Source organism: Acinetobacter suaedae, assembly GCF_008630915.1.
Lineage (GTDB): Bacteria > Pseudomonadota > Gammaproteobacteria > Pseudomonadales > Moraxellaceae > Acinetobacter > Acinetobacter suaedae.
The window spans coordinates 2,510,075-2,529,837 of the sequence record NZ_CP043909.1 but is presented as its reverse complement, the minus strand read 5'-3'; the positions used below and the strand labels follow the sequence as shown (position 1 = coordinate 2,529,837).

The window sequence follows — 19,763 nt, the reverse complement described above, 5'->3', positions numbered from 1 at the left end:
TCAAGATGAAGCAAAATTTTAAACTTTCATTGAAATATTTCAGTTTGGCAATTTGTGTGGGAATCGTCATAAGTTCTACAGTAACTTTTGTTCACGCGAAAAGTCCAGCCGATCCAAATAAAGTATTACGTTATGTTTTTCCTGTTGCAGAAACAGGTTTTGATCCTGCAGGTGTGCACGATTTGTATTCGGCACATGTGAATGGTTCAATTTTTGAGACTTTATATACCTATGATTATTTAGCCTCACCTGCAACGTTAGTCCCTCGTACAGCTGTTGCTTTACCTGAGGTAAGTGCAGATGGACTGACTTATACCATTCGATTACAAAAGGGCATCTATTTTGTCGATGACCCAGTGTTCAAGGGTAAAAAGCGTGAGCTCACGTCTTTTGATTATGCATACACCTTTAAACGTCTACTAGATCCGAACCTGCATTCACCAAACAGTTGGCTGTTGGATGGTCGTATCTTGGGGATGGATGCCATACAGAAGCAAGCTCAAAAGACTGGAAAATTTAATTATGATCAGCCAATTGTGGGTTTGCAGACGCCTGATCGATATACGTTGGTGATTCATCTCACACGACCAGATCCAAATTTTCCAATGCTACTCGCACACCAACCTGCTGGTGCTGTTGCCAGAGAAGTGATTGAAAAATATCGAAACAAAGCTGGTTTCGCGATGGGACATCCCGTGGGCACAGGTCCTTATATGTTGGCACGTTGGACACCTGGGTCACGAATTGTTTTAAAAGCCAATCCTGATTTTCGGAGTTTTGTTTGGAACTTTAAAGCGAGTTCTATTGAAGATCACAAAATTGTTCAAGCTATGCAGGGCAAACAAATGCCGCAAATTGGTGTGATCGATATTCAAGTCATGGAAGAAGGCCAATCTCGTTGGTTATCTTTTAGCAAAGATGAGGTTGATTTATTTCAGCTCGATGGTGAGTTGACTGTTCAAGCTTTGCAGAATGGAGAGTTGAAGCCGGAGTTGGTGAAGAAAGGTGTGCAATTGTCTCGCATCGTTGATCCATCGATTGACTATCATTATTGGAATATGCAGAACCCTGTGGTTGGAGGGCTATCCAAAGACAAAATTGCGCTTCGACGTGCAATTGCGATGGCTTTTTCTGCTGATAACTATATCAATATCTTGCAAAAAGGTGATTCTAAAAAGTTACAAGCCCCAATCCCTGAGGGGATAGTTGGTTACAACCCGAATTATAAATCGAGCACACCTTATTCGGTCAAAGCAGCAAATCTATTATTAGATCGCTATCAATACAAAGTTGGTGCAAATGGCTGGAGAACATTACCAAATGGTAAGCCTTTAGTCATCGAAATGACCGTCAGTGGGAATAGCCTGCGTAGCCAACAACAAGCCGAATTCTGGAAGAAAATTCTGGATAGTCTCAAGATTCAGATGACGACACAATCTTTACCATTTTCAGAAGCACTGAAGTTGGAAAAGCAATGTAAAACCATGTTTAAAGCTTCTGCTTGGGTCGCAGATTATCCAGATGCAGATAATTTCATGCAGTTGTTTTATAGCAAAAATATTCGTGTGACGAACAATAGTTGCATGAATATTCCTGAATTTGACCGTCTTTATGAACAAACTCAAAAAATGATACCCGGTCCAGAGCGTGATGTTTTATATCAGAAAATGTCTCGGATTCTGGAAGTTTATATGCCTGTACAAGTGATAGGTGCACGTTATCGAAATATTTTGGCGCAACCTCGAGTGATTGGTTTTAAAAAGCATCCAATTCTTCCTGCGGAATGGATGTATATCGACATTGATATGAAGAAATAGAAATAAAGAACCGGAGTAATTATGAAATCTAATACTTTTAAATTAACGACATTATGTTTATTGGCGATGGGTATTCACCAGACCGTAATGGCTGAAACTACAAAGCGTCAGATATTGCCAACATTTCAAGCTCAAGATATTGCAGCAATGTGCAATACCAAAATCAATGAGGTAAAAAAACAGTTAAAGTCTGTAGAAACGCGACCATTAAAACAAAATGCACCAGCAGCGCCTGTTCTAGCAGAATGGGATCGTATTTTTGCCGAGTTTGAAGATTTTTATGGTCCGATTGGTTTATATGGAAATGTTTATCCAGATGCGGCTGTTCGCAATGCTGCAGAAGACTGCGAGGTTAAAATTACGCAGTTCCAAACAGATATTTTTCAAAACCCAAAACTTTATCAGCAGTTTAAAAAATTGAAGCCATCTGATGAGATTGATCGCAAGTTTCGGCAAGACATCTTAGATAATTTTGAGGAAAAAGGAATTCTGTTGACCACCAATCAACGAAAACGTTTGAAAGAAATTTTGGATGAACTTGCAACAATTGAACAGGTGTATGCAAGAAATGTACGAGAGAATCCTCAAAAGTTAGAATTTAGTTCTGCTGAGTTAAAAGGTTTACCGCAAAGCTATATTGATGCATTAAACAAAAATGATAAGGGGAATTATCTATTGGGGTTTGAATATCCCGAATACCGTCCATTTATGCAGCTTGCTGAAAGTGATGAGGCACGTAAGCGCTATCAAATTGCATTTAGTCGGCGTGGTGGAGAAAAGAATTTAGCATTGCTTAAACAAGCGATTGATTTGCGTTATGAACTAGCACAGCTCTTTGGCAAATCGAGTTATGCAGAATGGGTTTTGCAAAACCGAATGGCAAAAACACCCGAGGCGGTGAATAAATTCTTAGTAGAAGTTCATACAACAGTAGCACCTTTAGAACGAAAAGAAGTTCAGACCTTACGTGAATTTAAAGCTAAAACCTTAAATATTCCATTACAACAAGCCTCGATTGAGCGCTGGAGCGATGAATATTGGAGTGAAAAACTCCGTCAAGCTAAATACCAAATTGATCAAGAAAAATTGCGTGAATATTTTCCTACACAAGCAACTCAAGATTGGTTGTTTGCTATTTCATCTGATTTATATGGTATTGAATTTAAACCTGTAAATATAGTGGCTTGGCAAGAAGAAGTAGAGTATTACGATGTTATCGATGCAAAAACAAAGCAATTAATTGGCGGGTTGTACATGGATAAATTTCCCCGTGAAGGGAAGTATGGACATGCTGCTGTTTGGAGTGTTTTCGGGCGGAGTCGTTTAACTGAGCGGAAACCAATTTCAGCTCTGGTCACCAATTTTAATCGAAAGGGGCTGAACAGTGATGAGCTTGAAACCTTTGTACATGAGTTTGGACATGCGCTCCATGGCATCTTATCGAATACTCGTTATGCATCACAATCTGGCACTTCAGTAGAGCGAGATTTTGTTGAAGCACCATCACAAATGTATGAAGAGTGGGCGAGACGTAAAGAAACTCTTGCAAAACTCGCAGATTTTTGTAGTCCTGCTTGCCCACGTGTGGATGATGCCTTAATCGCAAAATTAAATGCGGTTCATGGTTATGGACGGGGGCTACATTATGCCCGCCAAACTTTATATGCACAGTATGACATGGCATTGCATGGTAAGGATGCTTTGAAAATACAACCATTAGATGTTTGGAAAAAGATGGAAGCTGCAACTGCACTTGGCTATGTGCCGACTACAGAGTTTCCAGGCCAGTTTGGTCATATTATGGGAGGCTACCAAGTTGGTTACTACGGCTATATGTGGTCTGAAGTTATGGCCTTAGATATGCTGTCAGCCTTTGGTAATAATTTGAACAATTCCGAGGTAGGACAGCGTTATCGTGAAACTATTTTAGCTCAAGGTAGCCAAAAACCAGCACAAGCTTTAGTTGAGGAGTTTCTAGGACGTAAGCCTAGTAACACTGCTTTTTTCAATGAAATTTCAGGTCAACGGATTAAATAAGGGGCATCTTTTATGCTGGCATATATCATACGTCGCATATGGCAGATGATCCCCACAATGCTGGGTGTCGTGCTGCTGATTTTTTTCTTGTTCAATTGGGTGGGGGGCGATCCTGCTTATATTTTGGCAGGAAAAATGTCGAATCCAGAGCAAATTGAAAATATTCGACAACAGTTAGGTGTTGATCAGCCTTATTACATTCAACTTTGGATTTTCATCAAGCAAATTTTGACTTTTGATTATGGCGTGAGTTGGAGTACTGGGGAGTCAGTCTCGCAAATCATAACCACGCGCTTGGGACCATCATTGACGATTTTGATTCCATTGACGATTTTACAAACCGTAATTTCGATCATCTTGGCGTTGGCTATTGCATCTGTACGAGGAAGTTTAACTGATCGTATGGTGATGATGCTTTGTACGATCGGCATGTCGATTAGTATCTTAGTTTATATCATTGTTTTTCAATATTTCTTTGCCTATAAGTTAGGTTGGTTTCCTGTCCAAGGTTGGAGTGATAGCTTCAATGAAAATCTATTCAAGTATGCGTTATTACCTATTCTGATCATGCTTGTTGTGAGTATTGCACCGACTCTAAGACTCTATCGCAGTTTTATTTTGGATGAGGTCAATCAGGATTATGTGCGTACTGCACGTGCCAAAGGTGTGAGTGAGCAACGAGTCTATGGCATACATGTTTTACGTAATGCTTCGATCCCGATTGTGACGGATGTTATGGCGACATTACCTGCTTTGTTGATTGGGGCATTTTTGATAGAACGCTTTTTTGGTATCCCTGGTATTGGTCGAGAGATCATCATTGCTGTTGAGCGTAGTGATTTTCCTGTGATTAAAGCGATAACAGTGTACGTTGCCGCTGCAACCATGTTTTTTAACCTAATTGCGGATCTGATTTATAAGTTAATTGATCCACGTGTAGAGTTGAAATAGGTGACTTATGCTGAGTGTATTATTAAAACGGAAAGCAAATGTTCAACCTAACACTGCATCCTTTGGATTATGGCGTTTGGCTGTACAGCGACTAAAAGCAGATCGTATCGCAATGGCATCATTGCTTGTGGTACTCGGTTATTTCATGGTGTTATTGCTATCGGTTACAGGTGTCATTGCATCCGATTGGAACAAAGAGGTGGCTGTAAGTTACGCACCACCAACGTTTATTGGTGCTGATGCAGAGGATGCTTATCCAACCCCAGTCGCTAAGCAAACGGAAGCTCTGCCTGAAAATCCGGTTGATCCTTTAAAAGATATTCTTCAGGAATTAAATGCTGACATCGTACAACAGCATGCAAACAATACGTCGATTGATGATTACGGTGTAATTGATCCATTAGCTGAAGATATGTGGGCGATCAACCAACAACTCGGAGGACAAATACTCGATCAACAACAAGAATTAAAAACAACTTTGGCATTTGGTGCAGATAAATGGGGACAAGATGTTCTACTCAAAACGATTAAAGGTGCTGAAACATCTATTCTTGTAGGTTTATTATCCGCATTATTAGCAGTTGTAATCGGGACTTTTCTGGGGGCAATCTCTGGCTATTTCGGTGGATGGATAGATGATGTCCTCAACTGGTTCTATAACATTTTTACTTCGATTCCATATTTGTTACTGGTTTTAGCCGTTGCAGCCGTGCTGCAGCAGAAGGGTATTCTTTCGATTGTACTCATTTTAGGGTTAACAGGTTGGACTGGTGTATTCCGACTGATTCGTGCTGAATACATGAAACACAAATCTCGAGAATATGTGTTCGCTGCTAAAGCAATTGGTGTAAGCCATTTCCGCCGTATGTTTGTACATATTTTTCCAAACGTTAGCCATATTGCTTTAGTTCAGATTTCTATCCTTGTTGTCGCTTTTATCAAGTCAGAAGTAATTTTAAGCTTTCTTGGCTTTGGTGTTCCTGTTGGCGTGGTTTCATGGGGCAGTATGTTGAATGAAGCACAAACAGAGTTGATTTTAGGTAAATGGTGGCAATTGGCTGCGGCATCGATTGCGATGGCTGTCTTGGTAACAGCGTTTTCAATGTTTACTGATGCATTACGTGATGCATTAGATCCTAAGTTGAAATAGCGGAGTGAAATATGATGTCAAATACAAATGAAGCGCTGTTATTAAAGGTTGAGAATCTTAAGGTCAGTTTTAAATCAGAGAACAAGCAATGGGTTGAGACCGTCAAAGGGATTTCACTTAGCATTCCAAAGAACAAAACGGTTGCTTTGGTTGGTGAATCAGGTAGTGGTAAATCAGTGACTTCATTGGCAGTGATGGGGTTATTGCCAAAAGAACAGAGTCTAATCTCAGAACAGAGTAGAATTTATTTCGAGGATAAAGACTTACTGACGCTATCTGTTCGAGAACTTCGTGACATTTGTGGAAAGGATATTGCGATGATTTTCCAAGAACCGATGTCATCATTAAATCCCGTTTTTACGGTTGGAGATCAAATTGCAGAAGTTTTGCGTATTCACTTAGGTATGGGACGTAAACAAGCTCGCACACGTGTTTTGGAGTTGTTGAAAGAAGTAGGGATTCCATCTGCTGAAACCAAGATCGATGCCTATCCAAGTCAGTTGTCAGGTGGGCAACAACAACGCGTTATGATTGCGATGGCGATTGCCTGCGAGCCTAAACTTTTGATTGCAGATGAACCGACCACCGCTCTGGATGTAACCATTCAAAAACAAATTATTGAACTATTGGAATCTTTGCGTCAACGTCACGAAATGTCGATGTTGTTTATTACTCATGATTTGGCGTTGGTCGGTGAAATCGCTGATGAAGTGATCGTCATGCGTCATGGTGAAATTCGAGAAAGCGGTGAAACTAAACAAGTTTTAGAACAACCAAATGATGTCTATACACGAGCATTGTTACATTGTCGCCCACAACTGTCTTCTCGCCCATATCGTTTACCTGTCACTAGTGATTTTATGAAGGTAGACAATGGGCATCTTGTTGAAGAAATAAACTTGTCAACGCTTCATTTTCAGGAGCGTACGCGTGGACTGAAGGGGGATGAAAAAATCATTTTGGATGTCAAAGATCTGAAAAAATCATTTTATAGTCGTAAAGGATTATGGGGACGTGATGAATTTCAAGCTGTAAAAGGAGTCTCTTTTAAACTGGCAAAAGGAAAAACATTAGGTCTGGTTGGTGAGTCTGGTTCGGGAAAAACGACCATTGGCTTGTTATTGATGCGGTTACATGAGGCAACAGGTGGACAAGCACTTATTGATGGTAAAGATATTTTTGCTATGTCTGAGAAAGAGTTTGCAAAGTATCAACGTAAAATACAGATCATTTTCCAAAATCCTTATGCTTCATTGAACCCAAGGTTTACGATTGGACAAATTCTACTTGAACCAATGCGTATTCATGGGATTGGTCAGGATGATACAGAACGTAAGAAAATTGCTTTAGAGTTGTTAGAGCGCGTAAGTTTACCTGCCCAAGCTTATGATCGTTACCCACATGAATTTTCAGGAGGACAACGTCAGCGCATTGCAATCGCACGTTGCTTAACTTTAAAGCCTGAGATTTTGATTTGTGACGAATCAGTTTCAGCGTTGGATGTTTCTGTACAGGCGCAGGTATTGAACTTACTTCAAGATTTGCAGGATGAGTTTGGTTTAAGTTATATCTTTATTTCTCATGATTTATCGGTGGTGAAATATATTTCAGATCAGGTCATGGTAATGAATCATGGTGAAGTTGTTGAAATAGCCGATTCGGATGAGTTGTATCTGCACCCTCAACATGAATATACGCAGAAATTGTTGAGTGCGATCCCTAAAGGAATTGCCTAACTGGAAAGTTTGAACAAAAAAAAACGCTCAAATTGAGCGTTTTTCTATTTCTAAATAACAATCAATTAAAACTTCTTAAAGCCTTTATTAAAGCCAATCGTTTTACGACCATTGTTATTATGGTTGCCACCATTGCCGTTTGGACGTTGTTCAGGTTGTTCATCATCACGACGTTGTTGACGTAAATAACCCCCACGACGTGCTGCCATTGGTTTATCCGCCATACGTTCAGTACGACGTTTAGCCATACCAAATAAACCTGTACCTTGGCGTGGTTTTAATTCAACAGATTTTGCTAAGTTATCAATATCCATTTTGTCGAGTTCCATCCAGCGGCCTGTACGTAACTCACGCGGTAAAATCACGGTTCCGTAGCGAGTACGTAATAAACGGCTGACTTTTAGATTCTGCGATTCAAAGATACGACGAACTTCGCGATTACGACCTTCTTTCACGACTACTTGATACCAACGGTTGATTCCATCGCCACCAATTTCAGAGAAAGACTCAAATTTAGCAGGCCCATCTTCAAGTTCAACACCCTTGAGCATGTTATTGCGAATTTGAGGTGTCACTTCACCCATGACACGTACTGCATATTCACGCTCTACTTCGTTTGATGGGTGCATTAAACGGTTCGCAAGTTCACCATCATTGGTGAATAGTAATAAGCCTGTACTGTTGATATCGAGGCGACCGACCATGACCCAACGATCATTGGCGATTTGAGGCAAATGATCAAATACGGTTGGACGTTTTTCAGGGTCATTGCGTGAGCAAATTTCACCCTCTGGCTTATAATAAATTAAAACACGACGACGAATTTCGTCTTCTACTTGGAATTGTACTTTACGTCCATCAATACGAAGTTCATCGCCTGGCTCAATACGTTCACCAACCTGGGCAATACGACCATTGATGCTGACACGACCAGCAGCAATGACTTCCTCCATATAGCGACGTGAGCCAAGCCCAACTCTCGCTAAAACCTTTTGTAATTTTTCACTCATGACAGCACAACCTTAGACATAATGATCAACAGTTCACCTTCTCAAGACTTCGGCGCTTGCGCATCGAGTGTCATGAAAGCTTCCTTGGCGTTCTGCAGGGGAGGCAATTGGCCTAGCGAAGCTAAACCAAATGCATTTAAAAATTGGGGCGTTGTCACTAACAACGCAGGTCTTCCAGGTAAATTTCTGAAACCAGATTCTTTGATCCAGTTCCAGTCAAACAGTGTTCTTAAAATTTGACTGTTATTTGATACACCACGAATTTGCTCAATATCTGCACGTGTTACAGGTTGATGATACGCAATAACTGCGACGGTTTCGAGTAATGAAGGAGATAATTTAGTTGGGCGTTCAGGCCAAACTTGTGCAATGATATTACGATACTTGGCACGTACCTGAAAACGGAAACCTTGAGCTGTTTCGATTAATTCAATAGAACGGCCATGTTGTAACATTGCGAGTTGTTGCAAAAACTGACGTAATTGTTGCTTATTATATTGGTTTTGAAAGGCTTCTTTTAGTCGTGCAAGTGAAACTGGTGAGTCACTGGCGAATAATATCGCTTCAATTTGCAGTAGAACATCATGATGAATATCTTCCAATGACATGCCTTCATTGGAATCAAACTGATCTAAACTCATGCTGAAATTCCTTGAATTGTCAGAGGTGCTTCGATCCCTGTATGAATAATTTGAATCTTTTGTTGACGAGTCAATTCAAGTACTGCCATAAATGTTACGACCATGCCCATACGACCTTGCTTAGGATTAAGCAGCGTGATGAAACTTAAACTTTCACCAGATGCAAGTTGGCTTTCAATATAAGCAATTCGTTCTTCAAGCAAGACAGGCTCTTGAGCAACAACGTGTGTAATGGGTTCTGGACGATTGAATACACAAAATAGTGCATCCCTTAAAACATCAACATCATAACCTTCATAGATCGGGGCAATATGTCCAATACTGACATTCGGACTAAAGGTATCTCGTTCAAAGATGGGCATTTGACCAAGTTTTTCAGCAGCTTGCTTAATGCGGAGGTAAGTTTCTAAACGATCGATGAGTTCTTGTTTAGGATCCTTTTCAAAAGGATCGACAGCAACAGGTTTGGGAAGTAATAAACGTGACTTTAGATCAGCCAGTAATGCAGCCATCACCATATAGTCTGCGGTCAGCTCGATATTCAGCGATTTCATGCTATCCATATATGATAAATATTGTGTCGCAATCGGAGAAATATCTAACTGTAAAAGATCGAAGCCATTCTTTTGAATGAGATAGATTAAGAAGTCCAAAGGACCTTCGAATTGTTCCAATAAAATTTCAAATGCGGCAGGTGGTATATACAAATCTTCAGGTATGGATTCTTGCCACTCGTCAAGCACACGAATGGAAGGAGTTAACTCCAGTGAAGAGGGGAGAATTTGATTCATTACCGTTATATGCCACGCGAATTTTCAAAAGCATGAAAGGATCATTTTTTGTGTTCAAGGGACGACACATGCTACGAGGAGCTTAGCTATTCTAATCGAAATACTTGATTTAATAAATTACTTACTTACAAAAACCTTAATCTTCTCAGGGTATTTTCAGTTTTATATCGAATCCTATGCGATATACAAAAACTTTATGGTTAAATAAGTAATAAGAGTTATATTTTACAGCATTAATAAATTACGATGAAAAACTATTTAAAAACGCAACAGAATGATCTTGGTCAAACCATTGGTGTAGACATTGTGAATTTAAAACCTAGTCAACCAGTTAAAGAAACTATATTTGGGCAAAATGTTCAATTGATCACTATCGATGGAACGATATCTGATTTAGCCCTAGCACAAATTTGGACGTGTGTAAGTTCTGAGCCAAGTGAGGCATGTTGGACTTATTTACCTTATTCAGCACCAACCAGTGCAATGGCATTAAAAGAGGCTTTGCATCATTTATTTGGTTTTTATGGTTCAACACATTTTCTTATTGAGGTAAATGGGGAAGTCCAAGGTTGGATTGCCTTACTTAATCCACGACTTGAACATGGTGCAATTGAAATTGGTAATGTCTATTTTTCTCATAAGATGAAAAAATCCAAAGCTTCGACTGAAACGATATTTCTACTGTTACAACAATGTTTCAAACATGGTTTTAGACGAGTTGAGTGGAAATGTGATAATTGTAATGCTTCCTCTAAAGCCGCAGCCTTACGTTTTGGATTTCAATTTGAAGGCTTGTTCCGCCAAGATCGGATCGTAAAAGGACGCAATCGCAACACAGCATGGTTTTCAATTTTAGATGAAGAATGGGGCGATTTGAAAGGTGCGTATCAAAAATGGTTAAGTCCAGATAATTTTGATGAGCAAGGTTTTCAGAAACGTCGGTTAACTGATTTTACGTAATGGCTTAAGATATTAGGCATCGTGGATTGCATATTCGATAATGTCTTGACATTGATCACGCATACAAAGATTTCGATGCTCAAGACTTTTCAATATTTCTTTTACAATGGAAACCTCTAAAAAATATTCAAAAATTAAGTGATTACTTTCGATTTGGATAAGTCCTATATCTGGTTCTTTTAGAACTTTTGTTTCCGATTCTAATGTCCAAGGTTCAACAACATAAATGGTTTCATCAGCTTGAAAATCATTTATGTTGAGTAAAACTTGAAATAAATCCATTTTATATAACGTTATTCAAATGCACTGACGTCACCAACCCCGCGACGAATAATTTCAGGGTTCTCACCGGACAAATCGACAATACTGGTAGTCGATAAAGTACCAAAACCGCTATCAATAAATACATCAATACGTTTACCGAGCTGATTTTCAATATCATAAGGATCATCAAGTGGATCTTTTTGATCGGGAAGAATCAAAGTACTGGTCAGCAAAGGCTCACCTAATTCTTTCAACAGAGCCTGAGCAACGGGATTACTTGGAATACGTAAACCAATGGTTTTTTTCTTTGGATGCATCAAGCGTTTTGGTACTTCACTGGTCGCGGGCAAAATAAAAGTAGTGACAGCAGGTGTATTATTCTTAAGTAATCGATACATCGCATTATCAACTTTGGCATAAGTTGCAATATCAGATAAATCACAGCACATGATGGCATATTGATGTTTTGGGCCTAAACCACGAATTTGGGCTATACGTTCCATCGCATTTTTATTACCAATCTGGCAACCAATTGCATAGGCAGCGTCAGTCGGATAAACCACGACATCGCCAGCACGAATCCGATCTACAGCCTGAGTGATTAAGCGAGCCTGAGGATTTTCAGGATGAATATGTAAATGCAACATTATTATAACTCCCTGATCTTTATGGCTGAATTTAGTATGAAACGTGATATAGGCATGATGCAAGTACTGGATGTGATAATTTTGTCATTTAATCAAGCTGTTCGCGTTTAAATTCATTGCGTTGTAACGCTAAGCCATTACGCGTACACAAACAGATGTAATAAATAAAATGAGCTGCATCACGTGGCAATTTCGCTTCACCAGAAAAGTAACGTTGAACCTGAGCAAACACATTGTCTTTAAATTGTTGTCCGCTACCGCTGTCACCCGTTAAATTATCTAAAGATACACGAAATTTTCGACCGAAGGCTGTGGCAAATAACCATTCGATCGCTTGTGGTTTGATTTCAACTTGTTCAAATAACGCTTGCTGCTCAGCACTCCGACCATCAGGCGCGTACCAATAACCCAAATCAGGTAACAGTCGACGTTGTGCACCAGAAATCGTCCAATGACTAATTTCATGTAGGGCACTATTAAAAAAACCATGTGCAAATTGGATTCGGGCAGGTTGCTGTTTAGTTGCTGGGAAATATTCTGGTTCAAAATCACCTTTCACAAGTGTCACATTATGGTGGGAAAACCAGTGATTAAAGTGTAAAATAAGCCAATCAACCTGTTCTGATTCTGTTGTTAACTTTTGCCAAGATGAGCGTTGCACTTGATCTGGCGTTAATGCAGGAGCAGAGGTTGAATGGGTGCTTACAAGTAATGAAGTTGTTACTTCAAGTTGCGGCTGCAACAGGTGCATTGCTTAATTTACCCCGAGTTCTGTCTAAAGAAGTGCAAAATTGTATCTTAATCTTTGACAGAGTACCGATGAATTTGTAGAATTGCCGCCTTAATTATGTCAGCAAATACCTTTCCGGCACAGATTGAGCCGTTTAAATGGGCTGAACAGGGCTTTACATGGTCAGGAACACTGCCATTGTCTCGCTTTGCTCGTATTGCCCGTGAAGCTGTTGGATCAATTAATGATCAATTGATCAACATAGACTGTAAGCTATCAATGGATGCCTATCATCGCATTGTATGGTTAGATGGACATATTGATACAAGGGTTCCAATGGAATGCCAACGTTGTTTGGATACTGTTGAAACTGAACTTGTTTCAGATTTTCATTTGGCTTTAATCGATGATGAGTCACTGATAGAGCGCTTGGATGAGGATGCTGATTTCATCGTTTTAGGTGAAAGTGAGTCTTCGAAAAAAGGTGATTTTGATACGCCTGCTTCGATTGATTTGCTCGCATTGCTAGAAGATGAACTGTTATTGTTGATGCCTTTATCTCCTAAGCACGATGCTTGTGAGCATAAACATCGACCTACCATTCAGGATGTTGTCGAAGAAAAACGGGATAATCCGTTTGATGTTTTGGCAAGCTTGAAGGGTAAACTTAACTCATAATTTATGTTATAATGTTGAGTTAAGACAACTGAATTTGTTCTGATCCATTTTTTCGATCTTTGTAAGGAGCCATCATGGCCGTTCAGCAAAACCGTAAAAGTCGCTCTCGCCGTGACATGCGCCGTTCACATGACGCTTTAACCGAGAATGCATTATCTGTAGACCAAACTACTGGTGAAACTCACCGTCGTCACCACGTGACTAAAGACGGTATTTACCGTGGTCGTCAATTATTCGCTAAAGCAGCTGATGCTGAATAATTGAGTCATATGCATTAAGCGTTAGCTTAAAGTATAGAAAAAATGGGAGCGAAAGCTCCCTTTTTTGTTGTTTTTCGCAATTATAAAAAGATTAAATCAATGTTAAATTGCCGCATCGCTAAAGAGTCTATTGTCATTCTCATGTAGAATCATGAACGTTGATCAAATTGGCGATAGACTAATTTAAGGATTTTTATATGTCGACTAAACGACTTGAGCAGGCAGCTCAAGCAACAAAAACTGCATTTGTTTTTCCAGGTCAAGGTTCACAAAAAGTAGGTATGCTTGCTGAACTTGCAGAGCAATTCAGTGTTGTTCAAGAGACTTTTGCTGAGGCATCTGACGCACTCGGTTTTGATCTTTGGCACATTGCTCAAAGTGGTGAAGGCTTAGATCAAACTGAAAATACTCAGCCTGTGTTATTGACTGCCAGTATTGCCTTATGGCGTGTATGGTTAGAGTTAGGTGGTATTACACCGAAATACTTGGCAGGACACTCTTTAGGGGAATATAGCGCGTTGGTTGCTGCGGAAGCGATGACATTGGCCGATGCGGTAAAACTGGTTCATCTACGGGGCAAATTAATGCAGAGTGCCGTTCCTCAGGGTGAGGGCGCAATGGCTGCAATTCTCGGTTTGGTGGACGACAAAGTTGTTGAACTTTGCCAACAAGCCTCTGCGACGGGTCAAGGTTCAGTAGAAGCCGCAAATTATAATGCGCAAGGTCAAGTTGTGATTGCAGGTAGTGCTGCATTGGTTCAACAAGTGATGGCTGAAGCGAAAGAACAATCTGGTAAAGCGATTGCGCTACCAGTATCTGTACCATCGCATTGTTCATTAATGAAGCCAGCTGCAGAAAAGTTTGCTGAAGCTTTGGAACAAACTGCCATTGAGCTACCACGCCTTCCTGTAATACAAAATGTCAACGCGGAAATCGCAACAGATGTGGCTCAATTACGTCAGGCTTTAACGGCTCAATTGTACGAATCAGTACAATGGACGAAAACAATGCAACATCTACAAGAACAAGGTATTCAGTATGTGGTCGAATGTGGACCTGGTACTGTACTAAGTAATCTTGCAAAGCGATTACCGAACATAGAGAAAGCATTTGCCATTGATAGCAAAGCACGTATGGAAGATGCCCTAAACGCAGTGTTAGTGGCAGAAGGAAAAATTGCATGACACAACAACGAAAAGTTGCGTTAGTGACAGGAGCAAGCCGAGGTATTGGCGCTGCTATTGCACAGCAACTCATTCAAGACGGTTTTTTTGTGGTTGGAACCGCGACCTCTGAATCAGGCGCGGAAAAACTGACAGAAAGCTTTGCTGAGCATGGCACAGGTGCTGTACTTGATGTCCGTAACGGCGAAGCAATTGATGCACTTGTTTCAGACATTGAACAGAAATATGGTTCAGTTCTTGTGTTGGTAAACAATGCGGGCATTACCAAAGATAACTTGTTATTGCGTATGTCTGAAGACGATTGGGATGATATTTTGAATATCCATCTGAAAGCCGTTTACCGCTTATCTAAGCGCGTATTGAAAGGCATGACCAAAGCACGCTTTGGGCGCATTATTAACATCAGTTCTGTTGTAGCGCATTTTGCCAATCCGGGCCAAGCAAACTACTCAGCAGCAAAAGCAGGGATTGAAGCATTCAGTCGTAGCTTAGCGAAAGAGATGGGCAGCCGTCAGATTACAGTGAACAGTGTTGCGCCAGGCTTCATTGCGACTGAAATGACGGATCAGTTAAGTGAAGAAATTCGCAAAAAAATGACTGATCAAGTCGCTTTAAATCGTTTAGGTGAGCCTCAAGATATTGCAAATGCAGTGAGTTTCCTTGCCAGCGACAAGGCGAGTTACATTACTGGTACAGTTTTACACGTAAATGGTGGTTTATACATGGCCTAACTGGCGATGTATAAACTTTTAAAAATTTTTATATTCAATTAAACTAGTGGCAAATTAAAACGCCACAAGCAATGAGGAGAATTCCTGTGAGCGATATCGAACAACGCATCAAACAAGCAGTAGCTGAACAATTAGGTATGCGTGCTGAAGAGATTAAGAACGAAGCATCTTTCATGGATGATTTGGGTGCTGACTCTTTAGATTTGGTTGAACTTGTAATGTCTTTTGAAAATGATTTCGACATCACGATTCCTGATGAAGATTCAAATGAAATCACTACGGTTCAATCAGCAATTGATTATGTAACCAAAAAACTTGGTTAATCATATTGCATGATTGAAAAGCCACCGTAAGGTGGCTTTTTCATTGTTTTAATAAGAAAAATTGTAATAACATTGCTCAATATCATTATACATATATTTACAAGACCGCTTTAAATTGAAACCTGTAGCATTTATTTTTTAGGTATAACTAGAAATTAGGTCGATTGAGGCCAATCTTCATAAATAATTACAGAGGAAATAACAATGGGTCTTTTTGATTTTGTAAAAGGTATTGGTAAGAAAAATACAGCACCTGCAGAACCACAAGCTGCACCAACAACATCAGCTGAACCATCAGCTCAAGAGGTTGCAAATAAATTATTAGGTTTAATTAAAAGCTTAGGTTTAGGGGTAGAAGGTCTGTCTGTGACATATAACGGTACAACCGATACTGCTGTGATTAAAGGGCAGGTAAAGAGTCAGGCGGATAAAGAAAAAATCATTCTTGCTGTGGGCAATATCGATCATGTAGCTCAGGTTGATGATCAAATGACAGTTGAAACTGTTGAGCCAGAAAGCAAATTCTATACAGTGAAGTCAGGTGATAATCTGTCAAAGATTTCTAAAGAGTATTACGGTGATCCAAACCAATACAATAAAATTTTTGAAGCAAATCGACCTTTATTGAAAAATGCAGATGATATTTTCCCAGGTCAAGTATTACGTATTCCACAATAATTTGGGAATGTGAAAAAGGCGCTGAATGCGCCTTTTGTTTATTCTGATTCTAGAAATATTTGCTGAAATGCGATTTAAAATGAATAGGTGACGCCAAGTTTGGCAGTACGAGGCTGGCCAGGATAAACATAACGGTTGAATGCACTATCATCATATCTCTTATTAAAGATGTTTTTGATATCGAAACTTAAACGTATATCAGATGTGAGATTGTAATAAGAAATAAAGTCTGTAGTGGCATAGGCACCCATGGTATAGGTGTTATTTGCTGTTTGTCCTTTTCGATTTCCTATATAGCGCTGATTTAGTCCTATTGCTAAACCTTCCAGTGGTTCTGAGTGGAACTCATACATTGTCAAGAAATTGAATGAATCTTTAGGAATATTCGCAAGACGAGTTCCTTTCGCTAAGCTATTGTCCTTGCTCACTGCCGCATCTGTATAGGCATAATTACCAATGACTTTCCATTCAGGGGTGAGGTTACCAACGAGACTGAGCTCAAAACCTTTGCTCGTGACTTCACCTGCAGCAACGCTTTTGGTGCTATCGAGTGGATCTAAGGTGAGAACATTGTCTTTTTTCACATAATACAGGGCATTTTCAAAGGAAAGCTTGTCATCAAACAATGCGAGTTTAGATCCGATTTCATATGAAATACCTTCTTCTGGATCAAAGCCTTGATTGTTTCGATCGGCACCAGAGTTGGGTTTAAATGATTTACTAATATTACTATAGACAGTAAGTTGTTCATTTAAATCATACGTTAAGCCAACACGAGGAATTAGCGTATTGTGTTTGGTTGACCATGAGGTGTTATTCATAAAATTCGTATAATCATGTTGGTATTGTTCAAAACGTAGGCCAATCACGGTGTTAAGTCGGTCTGTAAAACGAATTTGATCTTGGATATAGAACGCTTTGCTGGTGAGCTGCTCATGATCATGTGTCGTGACGTTCTCTAATGCGGGTAATGGTTGTGTACGGTAGGGATGATGGATATTTAAGTCAAATGGGGCAGTGGAACGGATGATGTACGAGCGATAATCATAATCTTCAAACTCTAGTCCAGTGATTAAAGTATGTTGTAGATTAAATAAATCAAACTCACCAACTAAACTTGCTTGGATATTTTTATCATTCCAGTCCAAATTTCGCCAATTATAATTTCGAGTAATGATTTCACCATGACTACCTGCTTTTATCCCATTCGCTTCAACGGCATAGCCATGTAAATTTCCATCTAAATATTGAGTGCCTACATTCAACGTCCATGTGTCATTGAGATGATGTTCGACCCGTAGTTGGAACATATCATTATCGTTATATAAACGGTTTCGATTTTTCCCTGATTCCCACCAATAGTCTTTTGGATTAAAGGATTGTTTTTGTTGACCATCATAGCGGGTAAAGCCTCGATCAAGTGCATGTTGATTTCTTAAAAAGTCCGCCTCTAAGATAACTTTTGTTTGATCTGATGGTGTCCATTGAATTACGGGTGCGATGTTCCATCGTTTTGAGTCCACATGCTCGCGATAAGTATCCCCATTTTCACCCATTAAGTTCAAACGATAGGTAACGCGATCATCTCCAGTGAAAGAACCAGTTGTATCGATGTTACTGCGATAAAGTCCTTTGTCATCAATACTCAGGCCAAGTGTGGTTTTCCGATCGGGTTGAGGTGTCTTACTAACGACATTAAATGTCCCTCCTGGATCACCACGACCATATAAACTCGATGATGCACCTCTTAAAACTTCTACACGCTCAATAGTTGAGCTATCAGGTGCATTAGGATAACCGCGATTGATCGGGAAGCCATTCCGATAATATTCACCACTGGTAAAACCACGAGAGGTGAAGGTGGTGAGACCTTGTCCACCAAAGTTATTTGCTCGTCCCAGTCCTGCTACATCGAGTGCTTCAGATAAGCGAGTTGCTTGAATATCTTCAAGTATCGCTTTATTAATTACAGTAACGGCTTGAGGGGTGTCTTTCAGCAAGGTATTACTACGCATTGCTGCACTTGCAGAAGTCACTTTATAGTCATGTTCTGCATTCTCAGAGGATGCCTGAAAAGTAAGGGTGGGTAGGGTACTGATTTGGTCGTTCCCAAATGCAGTCATAGCACAACTCAGGGGTAACAAACTAGGTAAGATACGGTGCTTCAACATGAGGATTATGATGAAAATTAAAATGATAATTATTATATTTTATTCGTGTGTTTGAATTGATGAATATTTTGCATAAGCGCTCATAAATGAATGACATATTTTCATATAAAACTTAAATTGATTCAAAGCCTTCGGTGAAACTAAAATCAAAAAGTATTTAATGAGCTTTAAGCAAAGCGGTTTAAAACCGCTTTGGAATTTTTTGCCCATGGGCTACTGGTGTTTCAGCATGTTTTAATACGCCGAATAGCCATGTTTCTGCATGTTGTACGGCGATTTTAAGTGAATCACCGAAGGCTAAGCGTCCTGCAATAAAACTTGCCAAAGAGCAACCCGAACCATGATATTCACCATCTAGGCGAGGGCATTGACTTTCAGCAATCATTTTCCCATCAGCATAGAGCACATTACGGATATGATCAGGGGTATCTTCATGCCCACCTTTAACAAGGACTGCTTTTGCACCCATTTCAAATAATGTTTGTGTGGCTTGCTCGATGTCATCAACTCCTGTCAATGCTCTGAGTTCAACTGTATTGGGGGTAATGACTGTTGCTAGGGGAATTAACTCAACAAATGCTTTTACCAAAGTCGCTTGATCTCCCAGTGAACCACCGCTATTGGCAACGAGAACAGGATCTAGTACATATAAATACTCTGGGTGTGCACGTAAAAACTCAGCTAATGCAGCAATATTATCGGTTGTGCCTAACATACCTGATTTTACGCACTTAATCGGTAAATCACCGACCACAGCATTTGCTTGAGCCAATAATAGTTCTTTGGAAGTTGCTTCAAAACCAAATACTTGCTGAGAGTTTTGAATGGTTAAAGCAGTACAGGCAATTGCAGCATGTGCACCACTTTGTCCAATCGCTTCAATATCTGCCTGTAGACCTGCACCGCCTGATGGATCTAAACCTGAAAAACAAAGTACGGTCGGACGCACTACAATTTCCTTTTATGTTTTCATTTACGTTAGTATAGGGGAGTTTCGAGAAACT

Annotated in this window: 20 protein-coding genes; 12 read left to right on the top strand and 8 right to left on the bottom strand. The window is 39.9% G+C overall.

The window, feature by feature from the left end:
- Positions 1–5: 5 nt before the first annotated feature.
- The 5 genes from F2A31_RS11715 to F2A31_RS11695 are packed head-to-tail and all read left to right on the top strand — an operon-like array spanning position 6 to position 7,691.
- Positions 6–1,817, top strand: coding sequence for an ABC transporter substrate-binding protein (locus tag F2A31_RS11715; RefSeq protein ID WP_150026520.1), 1,812 nt, complete (start codon positions 6–8; stop codon positions 1,815–1,817).
- Between the two features lie 21 nt (positions 1,818–1,838).
- The gene (locus F2A31_RS11710; RefSeq protein ID WP_150026519.1) at positions 1,839–3,854 is read left to right on the top strand and encodes a M3 family metallopeptidase; all 2,016 of its coding nucleotides are present in this window, start codon (positions 1,839–1,841) and stop codon (positions 3,852–3,854) included.
- Positions 3,855–3,866: 12 nt separating this feature from the next.
- Positions 3,867–4,805: an ABC transporter permease gene (locus F2A31_RS11705; RefSeq protein WP_150026518.1), complete on the top strand. Its 939-nt coding sequence runs from the start codon at positions 3,867–3,869 to the stop codon at positions 4,803–4,805.
- Between the two features lie 7 nt (positions 4,806–4,812).
- On the top strand, positions 4,813–5,955 hold the full coding sequence (locus tag F2A31_RS11700; RefSeq protein WP_150026517.1) for an ABC transporter permease: 1,143 nt from the start codon (positions 4,813–4,815) through the stop codon (positions 5,953–5,955).
- 11 nt (positions 5,956–5,966) lie between these two features.
- The gene (locus tag F2A31_RS11695) at positions 5,967–7,691 is read left to right on the top strand and encodes an ABC transporter ATP-binding protein (RefSeq protein WP_171490598.1); all 1,725 of its coding nucleotides are present in this window, start codon (positions 5,967–5,969) and stop codon (positions 7,689–7,691) included.
- 65 nt (positions 7,692–7,756) lie between these two features.
- On the opposite strand, the gene rluB is transcribed toward F2A31_RS11695, so the two are convergent.
- From rluB to F2A31_RS11680, 3 genes are read right to left on the bottom strand one after another with little or no spacing between them, the layout of a single operon-like run.
- Positions 7,757–8,701 carry a 23S rRNA pseudouridine(2605) synthase RluB gene (gene rluB, locus F2A31_RS11690; protein WP_150026516.1) on the bottom strand — a complete coding sequence of 315 codons (945 nt, stop codon included), beginning with the start codon at positions 8,699–8,701 and terminating at the stop codon, positions 7,757–7,759.
- A 41-nt stretch (positions 8,702–8,742) separates the two neighbouring features.
- Positions 8,743–9,342 carry an SMC-Scp complex subunit ScpB gene (gene scpB / locus F2A31_RS11685; protein ID WP_004638126.1) on the bottom strand — a complete coding sequence of 200 codons (600 nt, stop codon included), beginning with the start codon at positions 9,340–9,342 and terminating at the stop codon, positions 8,743–8,745.
- Entirely contained in the window at positions 9,339–10,133 is a 795-nt protein-coding gene (locus tag F2A31_RS11680) for a segregation and condensation protein A (protein WP_150026515.1), read from the bottom strand. Before F2A31_RS11680 ends, scpB begins: the two co-directional genes overlap by 4 nt.
- 246 nt (positions 10,134–10,379) lie before the next feature.
- On the opposite strand from F2A31_RS11680, the gene F2A31_RS11675 reads away from it, so the two are divergent.
- Positions 10,380–11,093, top strand: a complete 714-nt coding sequence (locus F2A31_RS11675) for a GNAT family N-acetyltransferase (protein WP_150026514.1) — start codon at positions 10,380–10,382, stop codon at positions 11,091–11,093.
- A 12-nt stretch (positions 11,094–11,105) separates the two neighbouring features.
- Here the strand turns inward: F2A31_RS11675 and F2A31_RS11670 are convergent, their stop codons facing one another.
- The 3 genes from F2A31_RS11670 to F2A31_RS11660 form a co-directional block, all read right to left on the bottom strand.
- The gene (locus F2A31_RS11670) at positions 11,106–11,375 is read right to left on the bottom strand and encodes a hypothetical protein (protein WP_150026513.1); all 270 of its coding nucleotides are present in this window, start codon (positions 11,373–11,375) and stop codon (positions 11,106–11,108) included.
- An 11-nt stretch (positions 11,376–11,386) separates the two neighbouring features.
- Positions 11,387–12,004, bottom strand: coding sequence for an L-threonylcarbamoyladenylate synthase (locus F2A31_RS11665; RefSeq protein WP_150026512.1), 618 nt, complete (start codon positions 12,002–12,004; stop codon positions 11,387–11,389).
- Positions 12,005–12,092: 88 nt separating this feature from the next.
- The gene (locus tag F2A31_RS11660) at positions 12,093–12,755 is read right to left on the bottom strand and encodes an elongation factor P hydroxylase (protein WP_150026511.1); all 663 of its coding nucleotides are present in this window, start codon (positions 12,753–12,755) and stop codon (positions 12,093–12,095) included.
- A gap of 96 nt (positions 12,756–12,851) precedes the next feature.
- Here F2A31_RS11660 and F2A31_RS11655 point away from each other — a divergent pair, with 96 nt between their 5' ends.
- The 6 genes from F2A31_RS11655 (at position 12,852) to lysM (ending at position 16,588) form a co-directional block, all read left to right on the top strand.
- Entirely contained in the window at positions 12,852–13,412 is a 561-nt protein-coding gene (locus tag F2A31_RS11655; protein ID WP_150026510.1) for a YceD family protein, read from the top strand.
- Between the two features lie 74 nt (positions 13,413–13,486).
- Positions 13,487–13,672, top strand: a complete 186-nt coding sequence (gene rpmF, locus F2A31_RS11650) for a 50S ribosomal protein L32 (protein WP_004638135.1) — start codon at positions 13,487–13,489, stop codon at positions 13,670–13,672.
- 197 nt (positions 13,673–13,869) lie between these two features.
- Positions 13,870–14,856: an ACP S-malonyltransferase gene (gene fabD / locus F2A31_RS11645; protein WP_150026509.1), complete on the top strand. Its 987-nt coding sequence runs from the start codon at positions 13,870–13,872 to the stop codon at positions 14,854–14,856.
- Entirely contained in the window at positions 14,853–15,587 is a 735-nt protein-coding gene (fabG, locus tag F2A31_RS11640; protein WP_109440203.1) for a 3-oxoacyl-ACP reductase FabG, read from the top strand. The genes fabD and fabG overlap by 4 nt, the downstream gene beginning before the upstream one ends.
- 86 nt (positions 15,588–15,673) lie before the next feature.
- Entirely contained in the window at positions 15,674–15,910 is a 237-nt protein-coding gene (gene acpP / locus F2A31_RS11635; protein ID WP_004655272.1) for an acyl carrier protein, read from the top strand.
- 204 nt (positions 15,911–16,114) lie between these two features.
- Positions 16,115–16,588 carry a peptidoglycan-binding protein LysM gene (gene lysM / locus F2A31_RS11630; RefSeq protein ID WP_150026508.1) on the top strand — a complete coding sequence of 158 codons (474 nt, stop codon included), beginning with the start codon at positions 16,115–16,117 and terminating at the stop codon, positions 16,586–16,588.
- A gap of 74 nt (positions 16,589–16,662) precedes the next feature.
- Here the strand turns inward: lysM and F2A31_RS11625 are convergent, their stop codons facing one another.
- Positions 16,663–18,711: a TonB-dependent siderophore receptor gene (locus F2A31_RS11625; protein ID WP_171490597.1), complete on the bottom strand. Its 2,049-nt coding sequence runs from the start codon at positions 18,709–18,711 to the stop codon at positions 16,663–16,665.
- A 229-nt stretch (positions 18,712–18,940) separates the two neighbouring features.
- Positions 18,941–19,708, bottom strand: coding sequence for a hydroxymethylpyrimidine/phosphomethylpyrimidine kinase (locus F2A31_RS11620; RefSeq protein WP_150026506.1), 768 nt, complete (start codon positions 19,706–19,708; stop codon positions 18,941–18,943).
- Between the last annotated feature and the right edge of the window lie 55 nt (positions 19,709–19,763).

Bases quoted from the DNA above. Each gene is read 5' to 3' on its own strand.
- F2A31_RS11715 (WP_150026520.1), top strand. From the start codon at position 6: ATGAAGCAAAATTTTAAACTTTCATTGAAATATTTCAGTTTGGCAATT.
- F2A31_RS11710 (WP_150026519.1), top strand. From the start codon at position 1,839: ATGAAATCTAATACTTTTAAATTAACGACATTATGTTTATTGGCGATG.
- F2A31_RS11705 (WP_150026518.1), top strand. From the start codon at position 3,867: ATGCTGGCATATATCATACGTCGCATATGGCAGATGATCCCCACAATG.
- F2A31_RS11700 (WP_150026517.1), top strand. From the start codon at position 4,813: ATGCTGAGTGTATTATTAAAACGGAAAGCAAATGTTCAACCTAACACT.
- F2A31_RS11695 (WP_171490598.1), top strand. From the start codon at position 5,967: ATGATGTCAAATACAAATGAAGCGCTGTTATTAAAGGTTGAGAATCTT.
- rluB (WP_150026516.1), bottom strand. From the start codon at position 8,701: ATGAGTGAAAAATTACAAAAGGTTTTAGCGAGAGTTGGGCTTGGCTCA.
- scpB (WP_004638126.1), bottom strand. From the start codon at position 9,342: ATGAGTTTAGATCAGTTTGATTCCAATGAAGGCATGTCATTGGAAGAT.
- F2A31_RS11680 (WP_150026515.1), bottom strand. From the start codon at position 10,133: ATGAATCAAATTCTCCCCTCTTCACTGGAGTTAACTCCTTCCATTCGT.
- F2A31_RS11675 (WP_150026514.1), top strand. From the start codon at position 10,380: ATGAAAAACTATTTAAAAACGCAACAGAATGATCTTGGTCAAACCATT.
- F2A31_RS11670 (WP_150026513.1), bottom strand. From the start codon at position 11,375: ATGGATTTATTTCAAGTTTTACTCAACATAAATGATTTTCAAGCTGAT.
- F2A31_RS11665 (WP_150026512.1), bottom strand. From the start codon at position 12,004: ATGTTGCATTTACATATTCATCCTGAAAATCCTCAGGCTCGCTTAATC.
- F2A31_RS11660 (WP_150026511.1), bottom strand. From the start codon at position 12,755: ATGCACCTGTTGCAGCCGCAACTTGAAGTAACAACTTCATTACTTGTA.
- F2A31_RS11655 (WP_150026510.1), top strand. From the start codon at position 12,852: ATGTCAGCAAATACCTTTCCGGCACAGATTGAGCCGTTTAAATGGGCT.
- rpmF (WP_004638135.1), top strand. From the start codon at position 13,487: ATGGCCGTTCAGCAAAACCGTAAAAGTCGCTCTCGCCGTGACATGCGC.
- fabD (WP_150026509.1), top strand. From the start codon at position 13,870: ATGTCGACTAAACGACTTGAGCAGGCAGCTCAAGCAACAAAAACTGCA.
- fabG (WP_109440203.1), top strand. From the start codon at position 14,853: ATGACACAACAACGAAAAGTTGCGTTAGTGACAGGAGCAAGCCGAGGT.
- lysM (WP_150026508.1), top strand. From the start codon at position 16,115: ATGGGTCTTTTTGATTTTGTAAAAGGTATTGGTAAGAAAAATACAGCA.
- F2A31_RS11625 (WP_171490597.1), bottom strand. From the start codon at position 18,711: ATGACTGCATTTGGGAACGACCAAATCAGTACCCTACCCACCCTTACT.